We start from the raw sequence: 21,837 nt of genomic DNA on the forward strand, positions 1-21,837 counted from the left end.
AACGCTATATTGGCTTAACAAAAGATTTTGCACCACATGCTAAACACTTTATATAGTACACTTTTCCTTCCTTACCAAGTTCTGTATCATAGCTACCACATGTTGGACATTTAACGTATGTTTCAAGGAATCTGTTATAGAGCTCTCTTATGCTCTGAGTCTTTATAGAGCTGTATATTGTCAATACATTTCTATCATCAAGACCACCGGGTTTACCAAGCTCTTTGAGCATATACCTCATTACTATCCTAGGATCTCTTCTTAGTCTCTCACATATATGGTTGAAGTTTTTGATAACCGTATGATCTCCTATATAATCTACTTCAGGAAATGGTATATCGTAGGCTCTACTAGATTTCTTAGCTGGTAGTAGACTATACGCTCTATCTAGCATGTAGTCGTAGTCGTTGAGTATCTTAAGCTCATTGTCCACCAATATTCTATCCCTAACCTCATATAGATTTATACTGCTTATAACTTGATATGGATTCAGCTTTTATATAGATTTATATTGGTTAGTTTCATTGTCTCATATCGTTTCTCCTGTATTGGTCTTAGGTTTGCATCATTTTTGGAGGTATTTAGGGGTATCCCTAGTCCCCATATCCTGGTGTACCTATGGAATAATACTGATACATACAGTTACATCTCTATCTCCTGTGAATTTGCATTTAATGTATTTCAGTACTCTATTACTGTTATCTTCTAGCTTGTTTCTAGACCTGGATACGTTGATGATGTTCTCATAAGGTTAACGTATGATTCTAAAGCCTCTCTCAAGTGTTTTGTATCGTTTTGTATCTTATGGTGAACTACATCTCTCTGTAGAACTGTAGGGATAATTTTGTTGAATATTTTATTCTTCTTTACATTCTTCTTGAGTTTGTATAGGTTTTTGAGAACTATAGTTGAGTTATGTTCATTGACCGGCTCTATGATCCCATCACCTACCTCATGTACATAGTTTATTGCATAGTTCTAGAATCCTCTCAATCAATATCTTGTGTATCAGTATCTTTCCAAAGAATATTTCAAGGTATTTAAGCTTAATCATTTCCCAACTGAATATGAATAGTTAGAGTATTTTCTCTCTATCAATAGTATAGATGAATATATAGCTAGAATAGAGTTCGTTAGGTGTAGCGTTATAAAGTATAGGAAAAGTATAGGAGAAGAGGTTGTGTTCTCTACTCACTAAAAGGTAAAGAGAAGAGATAGAACAGCTACACAAAAAGAGGGTCTATGCATTAATCGTAGCAGAAGAGTTGCAAAAAGCGATATAAACCTATATGAAGCTCAAAACAGCTACACGAGGCTACAGCTTGAGGTCTTAAACGATATGGTAAAGATCTATGTAGAGACATATGGTTGTGCAGTAAATAAGGCAGATTCTCTAATTATGAAGACTATCTTAATCGAGAAGGGGTACGAGATTGTTGATACTCCTGAGGAAGCGGATATCCTCATAGTGAATACTTGTGTTGTTAGGTATGATACTGAGGTTAAAATGTTTAAAAGAATTGATCAGCTGTTGAAACTAGGTAAAAAGCTTATTGTTGCTGGATGCATTACCAAAGTCTATCCATATAGAATAAGATCACTAGGCCAGTCAATTTCGTTTATAGCTCCTCAAAGCATCAATAGAGTTATAGAAGCCATAGAATCTCAACAGCCTGTAAGTCTGTTCGACGAGTATAAGTCATTCCAAGTTCTACCGGATATAGTTGAAGGTATAAAAGCAACAATACCTGTAGCCGAAGGCTGTCTTGATGAATGTTCTTTCTGTGTAGTAAAGATAGCTAGACCTCATTTGAGAAGTGCTCCCATAGAGAAGGTTGTATCTGCTTTCAAGAAAGCTCTAGAGAAAGGAGCTATCGAGATCGAGATAACAGCACAAGACCTAGCTGTCTATGGCTATGATATATACAGTAGATACGCATTACCAGACCTTCTAAATGAACTACTAAACATAGATAGTAGAGAATATGTAATTAGGTTAGGTCAAATGAATCCTCGACACATTGTGAACTTCTTAGACGATCTTATAGCTATCATAAAGAATCCCAAAGTCTATAAACATCTCCATATACCTGTTCAAAGTGGAAGCAACAAGATTCTACGATATATGAATAGAAAACACAATATAGAACTTTTTCTAGAAGTAGTTAAAGAGCTTAAGAAAAAGATAGAAGGTATACAGATAGCCACAGATATTATCGTTGGTCATCCAGGTGAAGATGAAGAAGCTTTTACAGAAAGCATTAAACTTATAGTTGAAAACTATATAGATCGCGTTCATATAGCTCGCTTCTCCCCTAGACCCCAAACCCTATCAGCATTAATGCCACAGATACCAGACCCTATAAAGAAGAGCCGAAGCAGCTATCTAGAGAAAATATATGAAGCTATAGCACTAGATGTAAACAAGGAGTATGTAGGCTCTATGGCCAAAATCTGGATAACAGAAATCGATACAAATAGAGGGAAAGCTATAGGGAGATTATACAACTACAAGCCTGTTGTATTAGATGTTGGTGTAGAAGCTCTAGGTAAGAGAGCTTATGCAGAAATAGTTGATGCAACTTTTTATGACCTTAGAGGAAAAGTTGTAGGGTATATCTAGATCTATAACCTAAAGACATAAGGAGACAAATATATTATACCTACTGTATAGATTCATAGGTTCTAAAGTTTAGTATAGGTGCATCAGGGAGGGCTTAAAAATTGATTAGTCGTCTTATATCGCTAGATTAGGATATATATGATATCTTCTATTACTCTTCATATGAATATCATAAAATATAAATAGCTAAAACTCTCTAACAGCATTATTATCCATCTCATAATTTCTACTTTAAATAACGAAGTTAGCTATAGGTATGGCGCAGAGATTATAGATATCATTGTATATAAAAATGTATACAAAGTATAGATGGTTCTTACATCTTTATTTCATAACTTGATCCATTCATCCAGACTAGTAATGGTTCTTCAGAACCTTTATGACCTTTAACTACTTCACCAATAACTATTACATGGTCTCCAGCAACATGCTCTGTCACAAATATACATTCTATTGATAGAGGTGTACCTGGAATTATTGGTGCAACTACTTTTTCTGCTTTAATTGGCTGTATGCCAGCTAACTCAAACTTATCTCTATTTCTACCACTCAAACCTCCAAATATCTCTAATGCCATCTTTTCAAATCTCTTAGAGACTACATGAACAACAAATGCTTTGTACTCCTTTATGAGTTGGTATGTGTATCGTGATCTAGTCATTGAGACTGCTATCAGAGGTGGATTCCAGGAAACTCTGGAAACCCATGCAGCTGTCATGCCACCTCTCTTACCCGATTTCTCGGGATCTCCAGCAGTAACTATTGTTAATGGGTGTGGTATTAGATCTAATGCTTCAAGAGGATCTAATTCAATCATACATGTGCACCTATAGCTAGCACTTTAGACACAAAAATAAGTATTGTTTTGGTTCATGCATTATACGAATTCCTTCTCTTCGTACATTCTATTAAGGGTATTCTTCATTCTAATAAATATGTTCAAATCTATGGTTATTAACACGATGACTATAACGAGTAGCAGCATAATCATTATTAGATGTAGAGGTGTTGTACCATAGCCAAAACATATGGGAACAAAGGATACAAGTATACATCCACCTACATTAATATCGATTCTCGAATTATTGGGGATGGCGATAAATAGTGGTATTAATGTAGCAACCATGGCTATAAGGAATCCCAGTACTATAAGTATGAAACTTAGTGTAATTAACTTCATATCTATGGACCTCTTATCCTAATTAATCCAGTTGTAATAAGAAAAGTAATCAATGTTACGAGTGTTAAAATTATTGCAAGTATGATTAAAACTTTGGATGCTTTCTCACTAGTTCCAATAACTATCGGTATAGGGCCTATAACTATAACCCCTCCGCCCTTAACTTTACTATCCTTCTCAGAATTCTTCAAGCCATCTACAATCAAAAGAGCCACACCTATAAATATTAATGCAAAGGCTACAACAATTAGCATAATTGTGATCTCTAGTAGACTCACCATATTTCACCCGAGTTTATCGAAGGCACTGACCGCTAATAAGCTCTAGATAATAAGCTCTAAATGTTCTTGAATTTCTTATACTTGATTAAATTAATGTAGCTGCTACTATAAAATATTTAAATAGGTAGTGATGCAGTATAGGTATAGGGGTAGGGATATGATAGAGAGATTAGTAGATGAGTTAACTAGAGTAGCTACACAGATTATTGCAGCTATACCCTCAGTTGTTCTTGCACTAGTAATCATATTAATTGGTTATGGAATTGGTGTTGTTGTTAAAGGAGCAATCAGGTTACTATTTAATAGAGTTCTAGGAAGATTTCTAGAGAGAACAGCTGTAGGAATAAGGCTTAAGGAAGCTGGTATTGATTTAGGTCGCCTCATAGGCACATTTATATTCGTACTTATTGTAGCGATATCGATTATGTTCGCTATAGACGCTGCTGGACTTCCTGGTGGAGAGTTTATAAGAACGTTTATAATAATTGTTATTAATGTTCTTGGAGGATTTGTCGTATTATCGATAGGTATACCTCTAGCAGTACTTGGTGCAGAATATTTAGCTAAACTTGTAGCTCTACCTCTAAGAGATAAGCACGAAGTTTTCGAGAATCTTACTTCAACAGCTCTATCAGTAATCCTAATACTGTTCGTCTTTGGAATTGCTATATCGATTATGTTTGCTACACCAAATCTACTAACCACCTTAACAACAGCTCTACCATCAGGAATTATGGCCGGTATTATAGTTGTTATAGGCTACATTATTGCCGATATTGTTGGAAAATTTGTTAAAAGTATCGTGGAATCTGTATCTAAACCTCTCGAGGAAACAGATGTAGGCAAAGCACTTAAAGATGCAGGTATAGAGACACCATCACTTGTAGCAGGTCTTGTTAAAGCAACAGTAATAGTTATAGCGATTGCTGTAGGCTTAGGTATGATAGGGGCAACAGGTCTTGTTGGAGATATTCTGTCTACAGCAGCATTCTATTTACCTAGAATTCTAGCTACAGCAGCATTACTGACTCTAGGTTTGGCTTTAGTAGTGATACTGGCCAAATACATAGGTAGATTGTTTAGAGCCGTAGCCAAAGAGAAATTCGAGCCATTGGCACATCTAGCTGAAAACCTTATAGCTATAGGATTAGTAGCAGTACTAGTTACCATAGCTCTAAACATACTTGGACTTCTTGGAAACCTAGTATATGCATTAATTATGGGTTCAATAGTGCTAGTCATAGGCATAATGGTTGTAGATGTTCTAACAAGAATGCTCAAAGAAGTACATCCAGCCTATGAAAAACTAGTACCAGTAGTAGGAGTCACTATAGCGTTAGTATTTGCGTACGTAGGTATGTCAGCAATATTGTTGCAGATACCAGGAGCATCAGAAGTTCTAAGAACAGTTGGATGGGGTATAGCTATAGCTTTTGCAGTAGTATTAATACCTATAGTATTCTACTTCGCAAAGACAGCTTGGAAAGAAGCTTCAACCACATAACAAAGCCATTTTTTAACTTGTATTCTGTGTAGTTTGGACCAGAGGTAGCTGATATAGATCTTAATGAATCACAAACTATATTTGTTTAATGAATCTAGTCACTATTTACTAAATAATGAATAAGATTTGATGAAGCTGAATGTTTAGTATGTATATAGAATTGTAAGAAAATAAAGTGTCTTGATAATTAGTTGACTTAATGAAATTTGCTAAGTTGATATAAGTTCTTTGTGAAAACATTCAGAACCTTAATCCAGCAGGAAGAAAAATTAGTGAAGTAACTATTGGTGGAAGGACATGGGAGATATGGAGATAGGATAATGTTTCTTGGGGTGGTTGGCAATACATTTGCCCTTTAGGACAGTGCCTAACCATTTAGTGTACATTTTGTGTCTAAATAGTTATTGATTTGAGGTATAGATTGAGCTCTCAAGAATTAATAAGAATTAATAGTATGGTCTAGACACTAAATGAATATGTTTTCAACGTTTAAATAAATTAATGTATCAAAGCTTTAGCATCTAGTTTGACAACAATATGTTATTGGCATTGTCTATGATGCTTAATTAAAGAGCTAATTATAGTCTTTCTTAAGTTAGGAGTAGTTTGGAAAGCTATCTACATGGCTTTTTCAACAGTAAGTTTCTCTATTGTTTCTATGTAGTTCTTTATTTGTGGGGGTATGTCTTTTATATCTATGCTTATGAAGCCTCTTAGCAGTATACCTACAGCTTCTTCTCTCGAGAATCCTCTACCGATAAGGTAGTTGATCTCTTCTTCAGCCAGTCTACCTATAGATGCTTCATGTGTTAGTATGGTATTTGGTGATAGAGCGCCTAGTTCTGGTACTGTGTATATGTATGCTTTATCTGAGAGCATAAGCCCTCGACAGTCTATATGTCCTTTACCAGATCTACCTATTATAGATGCTCTGGCAATAATTTTAGAATTATCTCTTGCTAGAGACCTGGAGACTATTTCTGCTACAGCGTCTTCACCTTCTATGTTGATACCACTACCAACGTCTATGTGTGCATCATCTAGTCCAAGAACTATGGAAGCTAGATAGGTGTACGCATTACTTTCTAGAGTAACTATGGGATATGTTTGGATAGACTTAACTTTACCTATATTCACGTAATAGGATATGTATCTACCTCCACGTTTTACTTGTACAGCTGTTCTAGGCCTCACATGAGCTACCCTATTCCATGAATGTACCATAACGAATCGTAGAGTGGCATTCTCTTCGACATAGAATTCAGATATACCTATGTGGAGACCAAAAGATTCTGGAGCTATTGTGCATCCAGTATAGACAGTTGCTTCAGCATTTTTCTCAACTATGACTATATTGTGTGGTGCCTGTATACCGCCTATGCTCATGAATAGGCATGCCATTACCGGTTCAGTAACTTTGGTACCACTCTTAATCTTTATAAAATATCCTCCTCTACCCTTTAATGCAGCTAAAGCAGTATATTTATCCTTCCCCGGATCAATTAATCTCCATACATATTCTTTTGCTTCATCTGGTCTAGATTCTATAAAGTCCTCAAGCCTCATAACCTCTACACCAGGTATCTTACTTAGATATCTAAAGTATGTTTGATCTACTTGAGTATAGATAGCTTTAGCAGATAGATCTACACCTACTTCTCTAACTTTCGATTCATCTATAGCTGTAGAACCTTCTCTAGAATAGTTTATGAATTGAGATATATCAATATCTATACCGTAAGGCGATGATAATGCTAAGCCTTCTCTCGCTCTTGACTCAATAATTTTAAGCCAGTTCTCTAAACCCATGACTAAACACCTCATCTATAAGTTCCCTACCACCACAAACCTTTACATTACCTGAAATGAGTATACATACCTTTGTAGGCTCTATATACTTAGATATCAATGCTGAATGAGTAACTATAACTATTGACTTGTATGGCGAAATATCTATAATCCTCTTAATGGCTTTAGCTATAACAGCTATAGAATCTACATCTACACCACTATCTGGCTCATCTATGAGAGCTAGCTTCGGTTTCTGAGCTAATAGCATAGACATTTCGATTCTCTTTAACTCACCACCAGAAAATCCTTTACCAAACTCTCTATCCAGAAGATGTATTATGCCTAACTCATTAGCTATCTCATATACATCACAACCCGTTCTTCTACAAAGAGCTTCTAAAAGACTTCTAGCCTTAACTCCAAGTAATTTAGGTGGTATCTGATGAGCAAGAGCAAGACCTTTACTAACCCTAACCTCCATAGATGAATCAGTTATATCTTCTGAATCAAAATAAAGTCTCCCTGAAACAATTGTATAACCTGGATATCCTATCAAAGCCTTAAGAAGAGATGATTTACCAGCTCCATTAGGTCCTAAGAGAAACACAATTTCATTTCTATCTATAGTTAGAGAGACATCTTTAACAACAAATCTTCCACCAACAACTACGCTAAGATTATCAATTTTCAGTACCTCCATAGCTAACACCATCTTAGTAGAGGTTATGATCTAGCAGACTATAAGTGTATAGTCTATGAACTTTTTAATAGATGTTAAAGTCTGAAATGTAAAAGAAAACAAAAACCTCAAGAGAACGATATATAGATCCTCAACATCAGTACCTCCTAACATTATATAGAAATATCCTCTATATTTCAACAAATTCACTAAGGCTATCTTCTTAAACACTCTAACACTATTTAAATCAGTATATGAAGACTAATAAGATGTGTCTATACGAAGATAAATTGAATTCATTGCTAATTTTCAATTTCTGTATATAGTGCTACTTAAATCAAATGATACAGATAATATGCAAAAGCTAAGCGATCAATGTTACTAACCAACTTTACATATGATACCGACCGAATGAGATAAATATTAATGCTAATGCTCCACTATCTATGTTCTATACACAAGATCTAAATGGGTAGAAGACCACAATCTTGTATTACTAATTACTGAATGAATCGCTTTAGTGATCACATCACTCTTAATACTGTTAATAATTAATTACTGTCGATGAATTTCAATAAGATAAGAATTAACATGGATGTATAGCAATTTTTAATATATCTATAAGATATACTTAAAAGATATACTTAAGATTCACATCATCTGGAGGTATCAGCTATAGAATTTCGCTCATGAGAGACCTCTATTGTTGTTTCTAGATAAAAATTAGTTGATAGAGTATATGAATGTTTTAGTAATGATCTAGAGGTTTGATTCATACTTTAACCTTTATTAATGCCTCAAGTACTATTCTTGATGCTCTATCTACATAGTATTTTAATTCTTCTGCTGTTGCAAATCCTAATTCTTCTACAAGTGAATCACTTACAAGTAGTAGAGCGCCTGTTTTCATGCCCCTCATAGCGCCTAGCATGAATAGACCTGCACACTCCATTTCTACAGCTATTATACCTCTACTGCTCCATCTCTTAACGAATTCTGGGTCTTCTGCATAGAATGCATCGCTACTTACTATAGGGCCTATAGCGTATTTTACAGCTGCTTTTTCAGTTTCTTCAACAAGAGCTTTAAGTATCTCGTAATGTGGAGAACAAGCCATACAGACGTTATCTCTTAGGTATTGATAGAATGCTCCCCCTGGGTGATATGCAGCTCCAGTAGGTATTATTAGATCACCTATTTTGAGTCCCTTCACCATTGCTCCACATGTACCGAATCTAATGATTGCTTTTGCGCCAAGCATTATCAGTTCCTCTATAACTAGCATTGACGAAGGATGACCTACACCATGCATTGCAACAGATATTGGTATACCCTTGTAGTTGCCTGTATAGACTAGTAAGCCTCTGTTTCTATTAACGAGAACAGGATTATCTAGAATTGATGCAACTTGTTCTACTCTAGCTGGATCGCCAGCAACAATAACTCTTTCAGCTACTTCACCTTTCTTTGCCTTTATATGTATGGGTCCCATCATTTATCGATCCCAGAATCTATGAATGAGGTAGAGTATATATGTTCTATGGTGTTTAACTAAAGAATATCTTAAAGAATACTTATATTGACTAGAAATCAAATTTTTCGTGAATGGTTATGAAAAAAGTTGGGAATACCATAGCCGTATTGATAGTATTAAGTGTTGTAGGTGGGTCTCTAAAAATATATGGAAGTGTTGTAGGTGGGTCTAAATCTGTGTTTGTTGATGCAATGACGTCTATAGCTAATACTCTAGCTATAATCCTTATACTCAAATTCTTTAAGGCAGGAATGATCCCTCCCGATAAAGATCATCACTATGGACACCACCGCATAACTCTTGGAGGACCGATATCTATGCTCATGCTGTACTCTTTTGTTGCAGGATTAGTTATGCTGGATATAATTAGTACGCTTGGCAAAGAATATAGAGTAGGCTATGAATCTCCTATCTATGCTACATTAGCTCTTATCCCCTATGGACTGGCTATATTTATCTCTAAGAGAGCCCATCCTATTGTTGTAGGTTATGCAGGATTTACAGCTATAGAGTTAATTGAGAGTGCTGTATCGATAGTATCATCGTTAGGCGGTATAGCAATTAGCTATATGGTGGATTTAGCGGGATCTGTGGGATTGACACTGTATCTCTTTATAGAGCTTGTGAAAAACTTTAGAGAAGTTGTAGAAGTTGTGAGTGATACTGTTTCACATGATGTTGTAGAAATGGTTTCTGAAACTGTAAAGAGATATGGTCTAAACGTTGATAGGATTAGACTTAGAAAGGTTATAGAGAATGTATATCACGGAGATGTAGTCATAAAAATCTCTTCAGGAACATTGGTTGAAGAAGCTCACAGCATTGTTGATACTGTCGAGAAAGAGCTTAAGAGGAGCGGTATAGATGTGTCCATACATATAGAACCAGAAGAACAAAAAACATAATTGTCTTCATTATTTTTCGCTAGTTGATGATTCATCGAATGAAATCTACTTCAGCTGGATTTCATCTATAGACTATTTCTAGTGCTAGGGGGATCGCTATAAGTATTGATAATAGAGCTATAGCTGTGTATTCCAGAATGTTTTTGAACAACTTATTACTTAATCTTCTTTCACAAATTATTATTATACCTGCTAGAGAGTGTAGATACACTAAGATCAGGAACACTAATCTTAGGTAGAGATCAATATGTATGATTCTTGCTGATGGCATGAAGTATACTTGGGGATAGAGTAATTGGTATCCAGATAGAATGTATAGAGCTGTAAGTATTATCAATGGTATGGATGTTGTCTCGACTATAGCTAATGCTAACCTAAGCGATTTAACCATATCTATCTCCTTCTATTCCTTTCTATAAATCTATATATTTCCTCAAAAGACGTCTCCCTAAATTCTCTAGGAACACCTACAGGCACTATATACATAGGCACTTCATCCTCTGAAGCAGATACAACTCTAGCTACCCAATCATCGATAAAGGCACCAACAACAACCGTTCCAAGTCTCAATGCCGTAGCCATAAGATATATGTTTTGCCCCACGTGGCCTACTTCCATAGGTACATACCTTTCTCTACCTCTAGCTCCATAAACTGATGTTGTTCTCTCAAACACAGCCGTAATGACTATATTTACAGGAGCTTCTCTAACCCATCTCTGGTCTAGAGCAGCTCTAGCTAACTCGTTTCTAAAATCACCTCTTTTTACGAGCTCCAAGCTATGGCTATGTATATGATACTTGTAGACCCCCGCATCAAGATACTTGTTTAAGTCTAGAAGAACACTTCTATTCCCAACAACAACATATATTTCTAGAGGGTATGTAGCTCCTGCACTTGGAGCAGCTCTAAGACCCCATGTAGTTTCTGTTACTCCATAAGCAGCCCAAAGAATCATAGAAAGCTGATCAATTGTTAACGGATCTGCTGTGTAATCCCTTATACTTCTCCTCCATAGAATAGCCTCTTCAACACTAACATTAGTCACCTTTCTAGGTGGAGGTAGATATATTATATCCCCAACAATAGAGACCATGGATACACCTTCTCTATACTCTTTATCGGATGGCTGAATATATGGTTTACCATAAATAAGAGACAAGGTGTATGCAACTATAGCTATAACTATAACCAATACAATTAGATAAGCCACAAACTCAAGTCTCATAATAACAACACCGAATAGTGATTACTCTACACATCAAATAAAGTTTAATGTTATTTCAACAATTGTTTTGTTAGAAAGAGTGTATGGCTTATGTTCTTGGATCTACTCTAATCTACTTCTAATAATATTGTTAATCCGGTAAATGGGTTTACTAGTTTCTGAAACCTCATATCGATGTTGTTTCTATTAACAACTATGGAGTGTCCACCTCTATAGGTATTCTTCAATACAATTAAGGAGATGTAGCTATAATATAGAATAGATGTAGATTTTGTGTCTAATAACCATAGCTATATGTTTGATACTGACGTTATCTAAGCCTTGAGGTAAATACATAATATTTTAGTTTAACTAAATGCGTTATCTAGTAAATGATTTACTGAGTCACTATATTCAATACTGTTATAGACTGTAGCTAGAGCTAAGTAATTGTTAAAATATTTGTAATTTTTGTAACTTATTTTAAACGGTATTCCAGCGTAATTGAGACTAGCAAACGCCTGACATCTACATCCTTAAATAGATGAAAGTATATTATACTTTCTTGGTGTTGTGTTGGTGCAAAATTATGTGGTTGTAAAGAGAGAACATGGTGATTCTAATCGTGATTTGTGTACCATAAATCTACAACACGTTGATCTAGATTCTGTAAGCTGTTTCTCAAATGATTCTTCAGTCTCATCTTTTTCTGAAGCTATAGATAAATTCTTATCGGGTATTTCAGGAGTTAGAAGTATTGATGGTTATCTCATCAAATTAACGTCTCTTATACAGATGGTTCTAGAATCCTATAGAGGTAATTCTAGAGTCATTAGTTATGTTCTATCATGTCGAGAAGTTATTAAAGCTCTTGAACCTTTGGCTTACTACATAGATGAAGTAGCAACACTTATTACCAAAGATCCTAGACATAAACCACTTAGACCCTATCTCTCCTTGATAATCAGTACATTAACCAAAATTCTACATACCACTACATCTAAAAAAGAATTAGAGATTGTGAGACCCTCTATATGGCGTCTAGGTCTTGGACTCAATAAATCAAGGATTCATAGACATGATGTTTCTATGGTACATTATACAACATGCGATAATCTATGGTATAGATCATGGAGAGATGTTCCCATGGAAGTAGATGAAAAGTTTACAAGATTATTCAAAGAAAGACGTATAATAAAAAATGGGTATAGAGTTGAGAGGAGTATTACAAAATCTATAGTGATGGTTACGGTTGTATCGATTATACTGTCCTTCATACTATTGCTCTTACTCTCGTAGTACGTCCTACTTTATCATCTTACTCGGTTATTTTATCCACAGGAACAGTATCTTGTTTTGAAATTCGGATAGGAATAACTCTTCAGTAGCTCTATGTAATGTATTTTCAGTAAAACTTGTTTGAAGACTTAGCAATATCTCTAGAAGACCTTTAGGTCTCTCTATAATTCTTGTGGGCGTATATTGAGGTAGATTTGCAAGTTTTCTTGCAATACTTATAGCGTATTCGAGTGTTCCAATATCATCTGCTAAACCCACTTTAACAGAATCTATCCCTAAATATACTCTAGCTGTAAATACTTCGCTAGCCACATTAGGTCTATTCTCTTTTACTCTCTCTATAAATAGTTCTGCAGATTTGTTCACCAACTCGCTAAATATCTTATATTCATCAGCTGTAAGCGATCTATATATAGAGCCTATATCTTTATATTCACCCGATTTTATTATGGTTACGTTAATCCCTATATTCTTAAGAAGATCTTCAACATCAAGAACGATGGATACAGCTCCTATAGAACCTACGAATGCGTATGGAGATACAATAATCTTATGGGCTGGTAAAGCAATGTAGTAACCTCCACTAGCTAAAGTCTCGGGAGAATACACTACAACAGTTTTCACTTCGGCTAACTTCTTAATGTATTGATAGATTTCTTCTGAAGCTGAGGCAGAACCTCCAGGACTATTAACGATAACTACGACAGCTTTTGCAGCTGGATCTGAAATTAGTATCTCAACATATCGTCTAACATCATCAGGAGTAATACCCACAGAACTCAGAAAACCTCTACTATATCCTATAGTTCCCTCAAGCTTCACAATAGCAATATACCCTATAGATATCTGTACAAAACTCCAGACAAGTAGATAAGATATAACAATCGCTATTCCTACCGCTATTCCTATGACTATAAAGAGAGATCTTCTCCGCATAGGTATACCCAAAATATCTGTACATAACAGGTTATAAGTCTTGAAGTTCAAATATCATACAGAGAAACCTAGATAAGCTTAGATTAATCTATCTATACAGATGCGATCCTTCTATACAAATATTCAGAAGACACATCTATAAACAATGTATATAGCTTCAATACGCTACTTACAATACTGATAATCATCTTGATGTCGAAAACTACATCTGTTTATTAAAATGTCTATATCTTTGATGTTTATGAAGATCTTGTTGTGATTATTTTATTTTCATTATTTTTGTTCATATACATTGAAATAAAGAGCGTTAAATTTATTGAACATATAGCATTATGATTTGATCCTCTCCACCCTAAAAGATGGCTTCATAATGTAAAAGATTTTGTAAACATAGAACATAGTTATAGAAAGTCAAAACTACATTGTATATAGAGTTTGGTAAACAAAATCAAGAATTACTGATTTTCTATATAGAGTATTGAGAACTACTATCTCTTACTTAGAGCATCTATACCTGAAGAAATATAATGAATTATTTAGATTCAATCTTCTGTTTCATTAATCTCGAGATCCTGAGAACTATAGACAGATATAACAAACAGATATAATAGATAGATAGACATGATAAAGTGTAGCTCTTTTTTTATTTAGCTCTACACGATTTAAGATACTAATTGTGATAAGTTAATAATTATTTATAGTTAGTTGGAGCTAGAGATTTGCTAGATGATGTATTCGCTCCGTGCTGAAGTATTATGATGATGTCGGCCTGTTCTGATAAATTAACATTGAATTGTGTATTCGAGTATATCCGTAATTGTGCTTAGACTTTATGTATTTTTCTGATTCTCTTGTCGTTTTAATTGAGATAGAATGTATCTTTAGAATCTTTTATCAGTTTCTAAAGCTGTATTGTTTTTAGGAAATTCTGTGAAATTAGAACATGTATATTTATAATTATTTGAATGTTATTCAATAGAATTATTTGAATATCTAGGTAATCTATTTGCAAGATTTAATGAAGTGTAGAGCTGTGTTTAAAACTGAATAAAAGTGGTTAGATACTGAGTATTGATGTAGAGCTCATGGTTATCATGATGATTAGACTATGACTTGTTGTTTTTCAATTCAATAATTATTTTATCTCCTCTATATATAACCTCTGTATCTGGTTGAGCTTCTTCGATGCCTCCACCTCTCTCTCTATCAACTATAACTATTTTGAAGACAATATCATTTATGCTGTATTTACCTACCTTGTTATCTATAATCAGCTTGGATTCTTCTTCAGACCATTTCAAGGGTATTAATGTGTATTCTCCTAGCTCGTATCTATAGGTTTCACCATCATCTATATATATGTAGAATTCTGAATCTCTTCCTCTATAAACCCTAAGCTCTATCTCATTCACCTCTTCCATAGAGTTCTTGATACCTGAAGAAGCCATAGGAATAAGAGAACCTGCTCTTATATGTAGTGGTATTCTGTCTAGTGGAGCTTCAACTCTAATGTATTTTCCTCCATAGAATTTCTCTCCAGACCAAAAGTCATACCAAAGACCTTTTGGTATATAGACTTCTCTTTCATATGTTGATGGTGTTGTGATGGGGGAGACCATGATATAGGGTCCGAACATATATTGATCATCTATATCTAGAACTTCAGGATCTTCTCTAAAATCCATCACTAGAGGCCTTATGATTGTATAATCTTCGCTATAGACCTTCCACATAAGTGTGTAAATATATGGCAATAATCTGTATCGTAGCTTAATGAATTTCGTAAGTATCTTTTCTACTTCTTCACCAAATCTCCATGGTTCCTTTGGATAATAGGTTCCATGAACTCTAAAGATAGGATTAAAGACTCCAAACTGGAACCATCTAATAAATAGCTCTCTATAGCCTTCTGTATCCGGGTTACCGCTAAAGAAACCACCTATATCTGTTGTCCAATAAGGTAGACCTGAGATAGAGTAATTTAGTCCAGCCTGTATCTGTGACCTAAAGGTGGTCCAATCACCTGTTACATCACCAGACCAATTAATTACACCATACCTTTGTATACCAGCAAAACCAGATCGAGTTAGTATAACTACTCTTTTGTTCGAAACTTTTCTTTGGCCTTCGTAAACAGCTTTAGATTCAAGAAGTGGATAAAGGTTTAGATACTTAATCATCTTACCTTTACCTGTATCTAGATCCTTTTGCCATGTTGTGTATATAAGTAGAGGTTTTACTTCTGGTTCAGATGCATCTAGCCACCAACCATCAACACCTATGCTGAAGAACGATTCTTCAATCTTCTTCCAGAACCATTCTCTACACTTTTCATTGAATACATTCAGAAGACCAAAGTCTCTATCACCTCCATCCATAATACACCCTATCTCTTTAATCTCATTATAGATATCGGTATTCTTCTCGAAAATAGGCCATATAGATATAGCTAGTCTAACACCCATACTATGAATTTCTTCAACCATTTTCTTTGGATCTGGATAATACTCTTCATCAAATTTAAAGGCATTCCACCCATATTTACCCCAGTACCTCCAGTCTTGAACAATAATATCTATTGGTATACCTCTGTCTCTAAACATCTTAACTACAGAAACTATCTCTTCTTGAGACGCGTATCTTTCTTTAGATTGCCAATATCCAAGAGCATACTTAGGTAGTAGAGGTGCTTTACCTGTTAAATATCTATATCCTTGTATAACACGATCTATATCAGGTCCATAGATAAAGTAGTAATCTAGTACCTTTCCAGCTTCAAACCACATCCTCAACTTATTACCTCTAGAGCTGAAGACCCCCATGGAATACATATCCCATAGAATACCATAACCTTTGCTTGAAATCATGAAAGGTACAGCTATATCTGTATTTCTTTGAGCTAGATAAACAGTTCTATTCCTATAATTAAAACCCGAATGCGATGAATAGCCAGCATGTTGACCTAATCCATAGAGGGCTTCATCTACATCTATAACAAATGTATGTTCAAAACTATAGAGAGCTTCACCATAATTCTTAAGATCAAAAGCTTTTCTATCAACTTCAGAAAGCTTTACATCTCTGGTTTCAAAATCTATAGAGTTTCTATGTCTATCAATATAGACACATACTTCATCAGTACAAACTTCTATACAACCTTCTCTATCATCAATACTATATCCATAGAGCATAGGTCTACTAATGATCACAAAACTATCTTCAACACTTCCTCCATAGGGTATATGAGTTACACGAACAATATTTGAACGATACACATAGATCCTAAGTTTACCGAGACCAAAATCCACTTCAACAAATTCTCTACCTTTAACCATATAATTCACATTCTTATTCATTGACTTATATCAAATATCAAGTAACACAAATTTAACCTTTAATCAGAAGCACCATTAAATGAATACTGTAGAACAATACCACATAGACATAGAGCTAATAAATAAAACATGCTGTGTTATTGATTTTATTCCCACTGACTATGACTAGTTATGTTAACAAACTTGTCATAGTCTGTAAAGTTCGTATACCATCTATCTATATTAATGATAGTATTTCTATAGAGACCTAACCTTCAGTATTTAATTTATTTAAACTTCACTAATAGTTATATTTAAATAATTTTAATTCACTTCTTGTTAGGTTTAGAGGTGTTATAGTTATGAAGATAAGAGATATAGTGTTAGCTGTTGTAAATGCCGCTCTTTATGCATTGGTTGGCGTAGCTACTACTTTTGGAATTTTCGCTATTGCTGTTGGAGGTGTCAGATTCTGGCCCTCGGTTTTTATACCAGCTGTTTTTGCTGAAGTTTTTGGAGCTTTAGTTGGTGGTCTTGGTGCAGCTATAGGGATATTTGTAAGCGATATGGTTGTTCATGGTAATGCATTGATCAGTCTAACAATAGGTGTTCCTGCAAACTTTATAGGTTTCTATATCCTTGGATTCATAGCTAGAAAGGGATCAAGAGAATCTAAATTTTTGGCTTTATTAGCCATAGTTATACAGTTTGTTCCCGGAATAGCTCTCTACTATCTCTATAGCGTAGGTTTCATAGATCTTGCCACAACTATAGTATTTATTGGTGTTGCATTAATATCTGCAATAGCTATAGCCACTTCATTAGTTATTTTAATGTTTCGCAAGAAAAGCTATATCTATCCAAATGAAGCTCTAGCATATAGTTTAGGGCTTATGGTAGGCTCTCTCTACATAGGCTTGGGGCTATGGCTCTATAGCTATATAGCTAGACTAGATATAGCTACAATACCTCCCGAATTTCAGGTCAGAGCACCTTTTGTTGCTGCATTAGCATGGTTTCTCTGGACATATTATACAGAGATACCGTTTATGATATATCTAGCACCACCTATAGTGAGAGCTATAGAGATGTGGATGAAGAAATATGGATAGAGAAGAAAGAACGGTGAAAGTAAAGGCTAGAGCTTCTTCAGGTCTTTCAGGCTTTTTTGTACCCCATATAACAGGTAGTCTGGAGACAACAGGTGCTGCTGGAGGAGGTCTTGGTATAGACAGCACTATTACTGTAGAGATTTCTCTAGAGGCTTTGGACAGAAGCCAAGGATCTGTAGCTTTATTGAACATAATCAATGGTGTTGAGGTAAATAGTTGTTTAGCTAGATACATAGTCGAGAAAATACTATCCATATCCGAGGAAAAAAGTAATAGAATAATCATAAAACAGAGTATTTCTGTACCAATAGGTGGTGGATACGGCACAAGTGGAGGATCAGCTGTTGCTATATCTTTCGCATTAGCTAAGGCTCTAAATGTCCCTCTAGACTTTTACACAATTACAGAAATAGCTCATGAGGCAGACATAGTCTGTAAAACAGGTCTGGGAACAGTTGTCGGTATCGTGAAGCCATGCAACGGTATAACGATTGTGAGAAAACCAGGAGGACCTAGATATGCTGAGATAATGTGTATACCTATCGATGATTCTCTTTTAGCATTAACAGCCTTTTACAAACCCATACCGAAAAACACTATACTCACTAATCTAGAAGATCTAGAGAAAGTCAGAGCAATTGGGCTAGAGACTTTAAGAAAGATTGAGCTAAACCCGACCCCAGAAACCTTTATAGATAATTGCTATAGGTTTGCTATAGACTCAAAAATAATGACACCAACAGTCAGAAACACCATAGAGTTGCTAAACAAAGTTGAAGGAGTTATAGGAGCATCAATGAATATGATTGGTGAAGCACTATTTGCTTTAATAGACAAAAATGTTGTTGATAACGCAGTAGAAGCTGTAATGACTACAGATCCTAAATGGATATATATATGGAGACCCGGCAATAACGGTATAGATATAGAGGTAATTAAACATTCGGAAACAACATGATGAATTTCGAGCTATCTGAGTAAATGATGTTGGACACCCTAGCTGATTGGGCGACAGATATGGATAAAGAGGATTATCGTGATTCTTGTAGACATGGAGCTGTTCTAAAGGCTGAAGATGTATGGTTTAGATACGAAGATAGATATGTTTTAAGAAATGTATCTCTAGATATAGATCAAGGAGAGATAGTTATAGTTATGGGTCCCAATGGTGCTGGAAAGTCTACTCTACTAAAGATTTTTTCTGGGATACTTAGACCCGAAAAAGGTGATGTATATGTATGTGGCTACAACACTAAGAACGTTTCTGAAGGATTTCTAGCTAAATTTATAGGCTATATTCATCAAAATCCATGGTTCCATATATTTAATCCAAAGGTTATAGACGAAATAACTTTTACAGCTAGAAATCTGGGTATGGATATACAACATATCGAGAAAAACGTTCTCGATATAGCTACTAGACTCGATATAGTGGATCTACTAGATAGATCTCCATTCACATTAAGCGAGGGAGAGGTACGAAGAGTCGTTATAGCATCTGCTCTTGTACACAATCCCGCTGCATTACTTCTAGACGAACCTACTGCAGGTCTTGATTATATACTGAAGAAGAATTTCATAGATATGATTAAGAGGATCAATAATCATTACAGAACAACAGTAGTGATATCTACACATGATTTAGATCTACTTACCCTAATACCGAGCTCTAGACTTATTGTTCTAGCTAACGGTGAGATAATCTATGATGGATCAGTTAGAGAAGCTATAGAATTTGTTGAAAATCTCTATAGATATGGTCTAGGGATTCCTGCTGAAATAGAGCTATCAAAAAGACTTGGTATAGATTTTGAAGAACTACAGACATTTGTAGACATTTTACTGCATATGGATAAACTTCGGGATGTGATTTGTCATTAACAAGTTTATATCTGAAGAATATTTCACGAGTATTTCTATATCGTCCAAACGAGAAAAAAGTCTATGAACTTCATCCAGTCTCTAAGATTGTTTTTACAATATTTACCACAACTATAGCTATAGCCTCTAGACCAGAGCTGGTCTTAACTACATTAGCAGTTCTTGTTCTACTATCTATTTTTCTGATTAATTGGAGAAATACTTTCTCCTTGGTGATTTCTGTATTCTTATTTATAGCACCTATGGTGTTTTTTGTACATATATACACAATTATTGGGAATCCTATCTATGTGGTTTTATCTACGGCTAGAAATGTTGGTGTTGCTATAGCTAGAGTAATGTCTATGGCGTTATCCTTCCACATACTTTTTGTCTCTACGAAACCACAGTCATTAGCAAGGGTTCTCAATAGAATAGGTATTCCCTATAAGTATAGCTATGGATTTATTCTTGCATTGAGATTTGTATCAGTTATAGCTGGAGACCTCATAGAGATAGTATCTATACAAAAGATTAGGGGGTTGATATTCGAAAAGAACTTGCTCAAGAAATTGAGGAGCTATCTAGCTATATTTATACCGTTAACAATATCAACATTAATGAGGGTTGATGAAATCGCTATATCTCTTGAGGTTAAAGGCTTTGGATATACCAACAAAAGAACATACCTGTACACAGAAACCATAAAGATGCTTGATGTGCTTGTCATAACGTTATGTATATCTATAGCTATAGCTATTTTCTATCCCGGCATATGAATTTCTTCAAACAGTCTATTGCTTCTTCAACACTTTTAGCGCTTTTTCCAAATCCTCTACACATTTTGATATAGATAGGTTCTTTAATACCGTAATCTTCAACTCTAACCCTGCTTAAAACATCTATAGGGTTACCATAAGCTACAACTCTTCTATTCAGTATAAGAAGTTTTGTAGCATAGCCTAACACATAGTCTAGATCGTGTTCTACAACAATTACTGTCACATTACTGTTTCTCCAATAGCTATATACATACTCATAAAATCTACGTTTAGATCCTGGATCCATATAGGCGCAAGGCTCATCCAATAACAGTATCTGGGGCTCCATAGCTATTACAGAAGCTAAGACAACACGCTGAATTTGACCCATAGAGAGTTCGTGAACTAATCTATTTCTGAGATTCTCTATATTAACAATATGTAAAGCTCTATCAATTCTTTTGCTAATCTCAATAGGCTCTAAGTTCATATTCTCAAGAGGAAAAGCTATCTCTTCTTCAACAGTTAGAGAAAAGATCTCGTTAATAGGATTCTGAAAAACAATACCAACTTTCCCCAAAAGCTTTCTGAAACCTTCTTTAAGAACATCTACATCTAGAACCCTAACATAGCCAGAGACCTTAAGGTTTCTAAAAGCTTCAACAATACCTATAAAAATCTTTAGAAGAGTAGATTTGCCACCACCACTAGGTCCTGAAACTATAACAAAATCTCCACAAGATATATCTATAGATACATCATCCAGTATTTTGAGACCTTCAGTATTCTCGACACTCAGAGATCTAGTTTCTATACATACAGACATATACATCACTATCTCTGTATATTACC

General features: G+C 35.0%; 20 protein-coding genes. 8 read left to right on the forward strand and 12 right to left on the reverse strand.

What is annotated here, in order from left to right; genetic code table 11:
* Positions 1-4: 4 nt before the first annotated feature.
* Complete coding sequence (locus QXK50_07180; GenBank protein ID MEM2008929.1) at positions 5-433, reverse strand: translation initiation factor IF-2 subunit beta; 429 nt, start codon at positions 431-433, stop codon at positions 5-7.
* A gap of 906 nt (positions 434-1,339) precedes the next feature.
* Between QXK50_07180 and QXK50_07185 the strand changes: the two genes are divergently transcribed.
* Positions 1,340-2,623: a tRNA (N(6)-L-threonylcarbamoyladenosine(37)-C(2))-methylthiotransferase gene (locus tag QXK50_07185; protein ID MEM2008930.1), complete on the forward strand. Its 1,284-nt coding sequence runs from the start codon at positions 1,340-1,342 to the stop codon at positions 2,621-2,623.
* A 316-nt stretch (positions 2,624-2,939) separates the two neighbouring features.
* Here the strand turns inward: QXK50_07185 and QXK50_07190 are convergent, their stop codons facing one another.
* Genes QXK50_07190 through QXK50_07200 form a run of 3 tightly spaced genes read right to left on the reverse strand, consistent with a single transcriptional unit; the run spans position 2,940 to position 4,081 of the window.
* Positions 2,940-3,440 (reverse strand): flavin reductase family protein, encoded by a 501-nt coding sequence (locus QXK50_07190; protein ID MEM2008931.1) that lies wholly within the window; start codon positions 3,438-3,440, stop codon positions 2,940-2,942.
* A gap of 60 nt (positions 3,441-3,500) precedes the next feature.
* Positions 3,501-3,803, reverse strand: coding sequence for a hypothetical protein (locus QXK50_07195; protein ID MEM2008932.1), 303 nt, complete (start codon positions 3,801-3,803; stop codon positions 3,501-3,503).
* Between the two features lie 2 nt (positions 3,804-3,805).
* Positions 3,806-4,081 carry a DUF131 domain-containing protein gene (locus QXK50_07200; GenBank protein ID MEM2008933.1) on the reverse strand — a complete coding sequence of 92 codons (276 nt, stop codon included), beginning with the start codon at positions 4,079-4,081 and terminating at the stop codon, positions 3,806-3,808.
* A gap of 160 nt (positions 4,082-4,241) precedes the next feature.
* Here QXK50_07200 and QXK50_07205 point away from each other — a divergent pair, with 160 nt between their 5' ends.
* Positions 4,242-5,588 (forward strand): hypothetical protein, encoded by a 1,347-nt coding sequence (locus QXK50_07205; GenBank protein ID MEM2008934.1) that lies wholly within the window; start codon positions 4,242-4,244, stop codon positions 5,586-5,588.
* A 618-nt stretch (positions 5,589-6,206) separates the two neighbouring features.
* Here the strand turns inward: QXK50_07205 and QXK50_07210 are convergent.
* From QXK50_07210 to QXK50_07220, 3 genes are all read right to left on the reverse strand, one after another.
* On the reverse strand, positions 6,207-7,397 hold the full coding sequence (locus QXK50_07210) for a SufD family Fe-S cluster assembly protein (GenBank protein ID MEM2008935.1): 1,191 nt from the start codon (positions 7,395-7,397) through the stop codon (positions 6,207-6,209).
* Positions 7,375-8,079, reverse strand: a complete 705-nt coding sequence (locus QXK50_07215; protein ID MEM2008936.1) for an ATP-binding cassette domain-containing protein — start codon at positions 8,077-8,079, stop codon at positions 7,375-7,377. Before QXK50_07215 ends, QXK50_07210 begins: the two co-directional genes overlap by 23 nt.
* Before the next feature lie 751 nt (positions 8,080-8,830).
* Positions 8,831-9,553, reverse strand: a complete 723-nt coding sequence (locus QXK50_07220; protein MEM2008937.1) for a purine-nucleoside phosphorylase — start codon at positions 9,551-9,553, stop codon at positions 8,831-8,833.
* Positions 9,554-9,669: 116 nt separating this feature from the next.
* Between QXK50_07220 and QXK50_07225 the strand changes: the two genes are divergently transcribed.
* Complete coding sequence (locus QXK50_07225) at positions 9,670-10,497, forward strand: cation transporter (GenBank protein ID MEM2008938.1); 828 nt, start codon at positions 9,670-9,672, stop codon at positions 10,495-10,497.
* Positions 10,498-10,558: 61 nt separating this feature from the next.
* Here the strand turns inward: QXK50_07225 and QXK50_07230 are convergent, their stop codons facing one another.
* Together QXK50_07230 and QXK50_07235 are read right to left on the reverse strand one after the other, a co-directional pair.
* Positions 10,559-10,888: a hypothetical protein gene (locus tag QXK50_07230; protein MEM2008939.1), complete on the reverse strand. Its 330-nt coding sequence runs from the start codon at positions 10,886-10,888 to the stop codon at positions 10,559-10,561.
* A gap of 2 nt (positions 10,889-10,890) precedes the next feature.
* Positions 10,891-11,724, reverse strand: coding sequence for a SagB/ThcOx family dehydrogenase (locus QXK50_07235; protein ID MEM2008940.1), 834 nt, complete (start codon positions 11,722-11,724; stop codon positions 10,891-10,893).
* Between the two features lie 555 nt (positions 11,725-12,279).
* Between QXK50_07235 and QXK50_07240 the strand changes: the two genes are divergently transcribed.
* Positions 12,280-13,002: a hypothetical protein gene (locus tag QXK50_07240; GenBank protein ID MEM2008941.1), complete on the forward strand. Its 723-nt coding sequence runs from the start codon at positions 12,280-12,282 to the stop codon at positions 13,000-13,002.
* A gap of 27 nt (positions 13,003-13,029) precedes the next feature.
* Here the strand turns inward: QXK50_07240 and sppA are convergent, their stop codons facing one another.
* Positions 13,030-13,938 carry a signal peptide peptidase SppA gene (gene sppA / locus QXK50_07245; protein MEM2008942.1) on the reverse strand — a complete coding sequence of 303 codons (909 nt, stop codon included), beginning with the start codon at positions 13,936-13,938 and terminating at the stop codon, positions 13,030-13,032.
* A gap of 1,106 nt (positions 13,939-15,044) precedes the next feature.
* Positions 15,045-17,273 (reverse strand): glycoside hydrolase family 31 protein, encoded by a 2,229-nt coding sequence (locus QXK50_07250; protein ID MEM2008943.1) that lies wholly within the window; start codon positions 17,271-17,273, stop codon positions 15,045-15,047.
* 341 nt (positions 17,274-17,614) lie between these two features.
* Between QXK50_07250 and QXK50_07255 the strand changes: the two genes are divergently transcribed.
* The 4 genes from QXK50_07255 to QXK50_07270 are packed head-to-tail and all read left to right on the forward strand — an operon-like array spanning position 17,615 to position 21,003.
* Positions 17,615-18,364: a hypothetical protein gene (locus QXK50_07255; GenBank protein ID MEM2008944.1), complete on the forward strand. Its 750-nt coding sequence runs from the start codon at positions 17,615-17,617 to the stop codon at positions 18,362-18,364.
* Positions 18,357-19,322, forward strand: a complete 966-nt coding sequence (locus QXK50_07260) for a hypothetical protein (GenBank protein MEM2008945.1) — start codon at positions 18,357-18,359, stop codon at positions 19,320-19,322. The genes QXK50_07255 and QXK50_07260 overlap by 8 nt, the downstream gene beginning before the upstream one ends.
* 59 nt (positions 19,323-19,381) lie before the next feature.
* Positions 19,382-20,245, forward strand: coding sequence for an ABC transporter ATP-binding protein (locus QXK50_07265; protein ID MEM2008946.1), 864 nt, complete (start codon positions 19,382-19,384; stop codon positions 20,243-20,245).
* Positions 20,236-21,003 (forward strand): energy-coupling factor transporter transmembrane component T, encoded by a 768-nt coding sequence (locus QXK50_07270; protein ID MEM2008947.1) that lies wholly within the window; start codon positions 20,236-20,238, stop codon positions 21,001-21,003. Before QXK50_07265 ends, QXK50_07270 begins: the two co-directional genes overlap by 10 nt.
* On the opposite strand, the gene QXK50_07275 is transcribed toward QXK50_07270, so the two are convergent.
* On the reverse strand, positions 20,981-21,811 hold the full coding sequence (locus QXK50_07275) for an ABC transporter ATP-binding protein (GenBank protein MEM2008948.1): 831 nt from the start codon (positions 21,809-21,811) through the stop codon (positions 20,981-20,983). The genes QXK50_07270 and QXK50_07275 overlap by 23 nt on opposite strands.
* Positions 21,812-21,837 lie beyond the last annotated feature (26 nt).

Origin of the sequence: Ignisphaera sp., assembly GCA_038831005.1 — an archaeon.
Lineage (GTDB): Archaea > Thermoproteota > Thermoprotei_A > Sulfolobales > Ignisphaeraceae > Ignisphaera.

What these genes read in the sequence shown, in the direction of transcription:
- QXK50_07275 (MEM2008948.1), bottom strand. Translation starts at nt 21,811, where the DNA reads ATGTCTGTATGTATAGAAACTAGATCTCTGAGTGTCGAGAATACTGAA.
- QXK50_07260 (MEM2008945.1), top strand. Translation starts at nt 18,357, where the DNA reads ATGGATAGAGAAGAAAGAACGGTGAAAGTAAAGGCTAGAGCTTCTTCA.
- sppA (MEM2008942.1), bottom strand. Translation starts at nt 13,938, where the DNA reads ATGCGGAGAAGATCTCTCTTTATAGTCATAGGAATAGCGGTAGGAATA.
- QXK50_07230 (MEM2008939.1), bottom strand. Translation starts at nt 10,888, where the DNA reads ATGGTTAAATCGCTTAGGTTAGCATTAGCTATAGTCGAGACAACATCC.
- QXK50_07210 (MEM2008935.1), bottom strand. Translation starts at nt 7,397, where the DNA reads ATGGGTTTAGAGAACTGGCTTAAAATTATTGAGTCAAGAGCGAGAGAA.
- QXK50_07250 (MEM2008943.1), bottom strand. Translation starts at nt 17,273, where the DNA reads ATGGTTAAAGGTAGAGAATTTGTTGAAGTGGATTTTGGTCTCGGTAAA.
- QXK50_07185 (MEM2008930.1), top strand. Translation starts at nt 1,340, where the DNA reads ATGGTAAAGATCTATGTAGAGACATATGGTTGTGCAGTAAATAAGGCA.
- QXK50_07220 (MEM2008937.1), bottom strand. Translation starts at nt 9,553, where the DNA reads ATGATGGGACCCATACATATAAAGGCAAAGAAAGGTGAAGTAGCTGAA.
- QXK50_07205 (MEM2008934.1), top strand. Translation starts at nt 4,242, where the DNA reads ATGATAGAGAGATTAGTAGATGAGTTAACTAGAGTAGCTACACAGATT.
- QXK50_07195 (MEM2008932.1), bottom strand. Translation starts at nt 3,803, where the DNA reads ATGAAGTTAATTACACTAAGTTTCATACTTATAGTACTGGGATTCCTT.
- QXK50_07225 (MEM2008938.1), top strand. Translation starts at nt 9,670, where the DNA reads ATGAAAAAAGTTGGGAATACCATAGCCGTATTGATAGTATTAAGTGTT.
- QXK50_07255 (MEM2008944.1), top strand. Translation starts at nt 17,615, where the DNA reads ATGAAGATAAGAGATATAGTGTTAGCTGTTGTAAATGCCGCTCTTTAT.
- QXK50_07190 (MEM2008931.1), bottom strand. Translation starts at nt 3,440, where the DNA reads ATGATTGAATTAGATCCTCTTGAAGCATTAGATCTAATACCACACCCA.
- QXK50_07215 (MEM2008936.1), bottom strand. Translation starts at nt 8,079, where the DNA reads ATGGAGGTACTGAAAATTGATAATCTTAGCGTAGTTGTTGGTGGAAGA.
- QXK50_07265 (MEM2008946.1), top strand. Translation starts at nt 19,382, where the DNA reads ATGGATAAAGAGGATTATCGTGATTCTTGTAGACATGGAGCTGTTCTA.
- QXK50_07235 (MEM2008940.1), bottom strand. Translation starts at nt 11,724, where the DNA reads ATGAGACTTGAGTTTGTGGCTTATCTAATTGTATTGGTTATAGTTATA.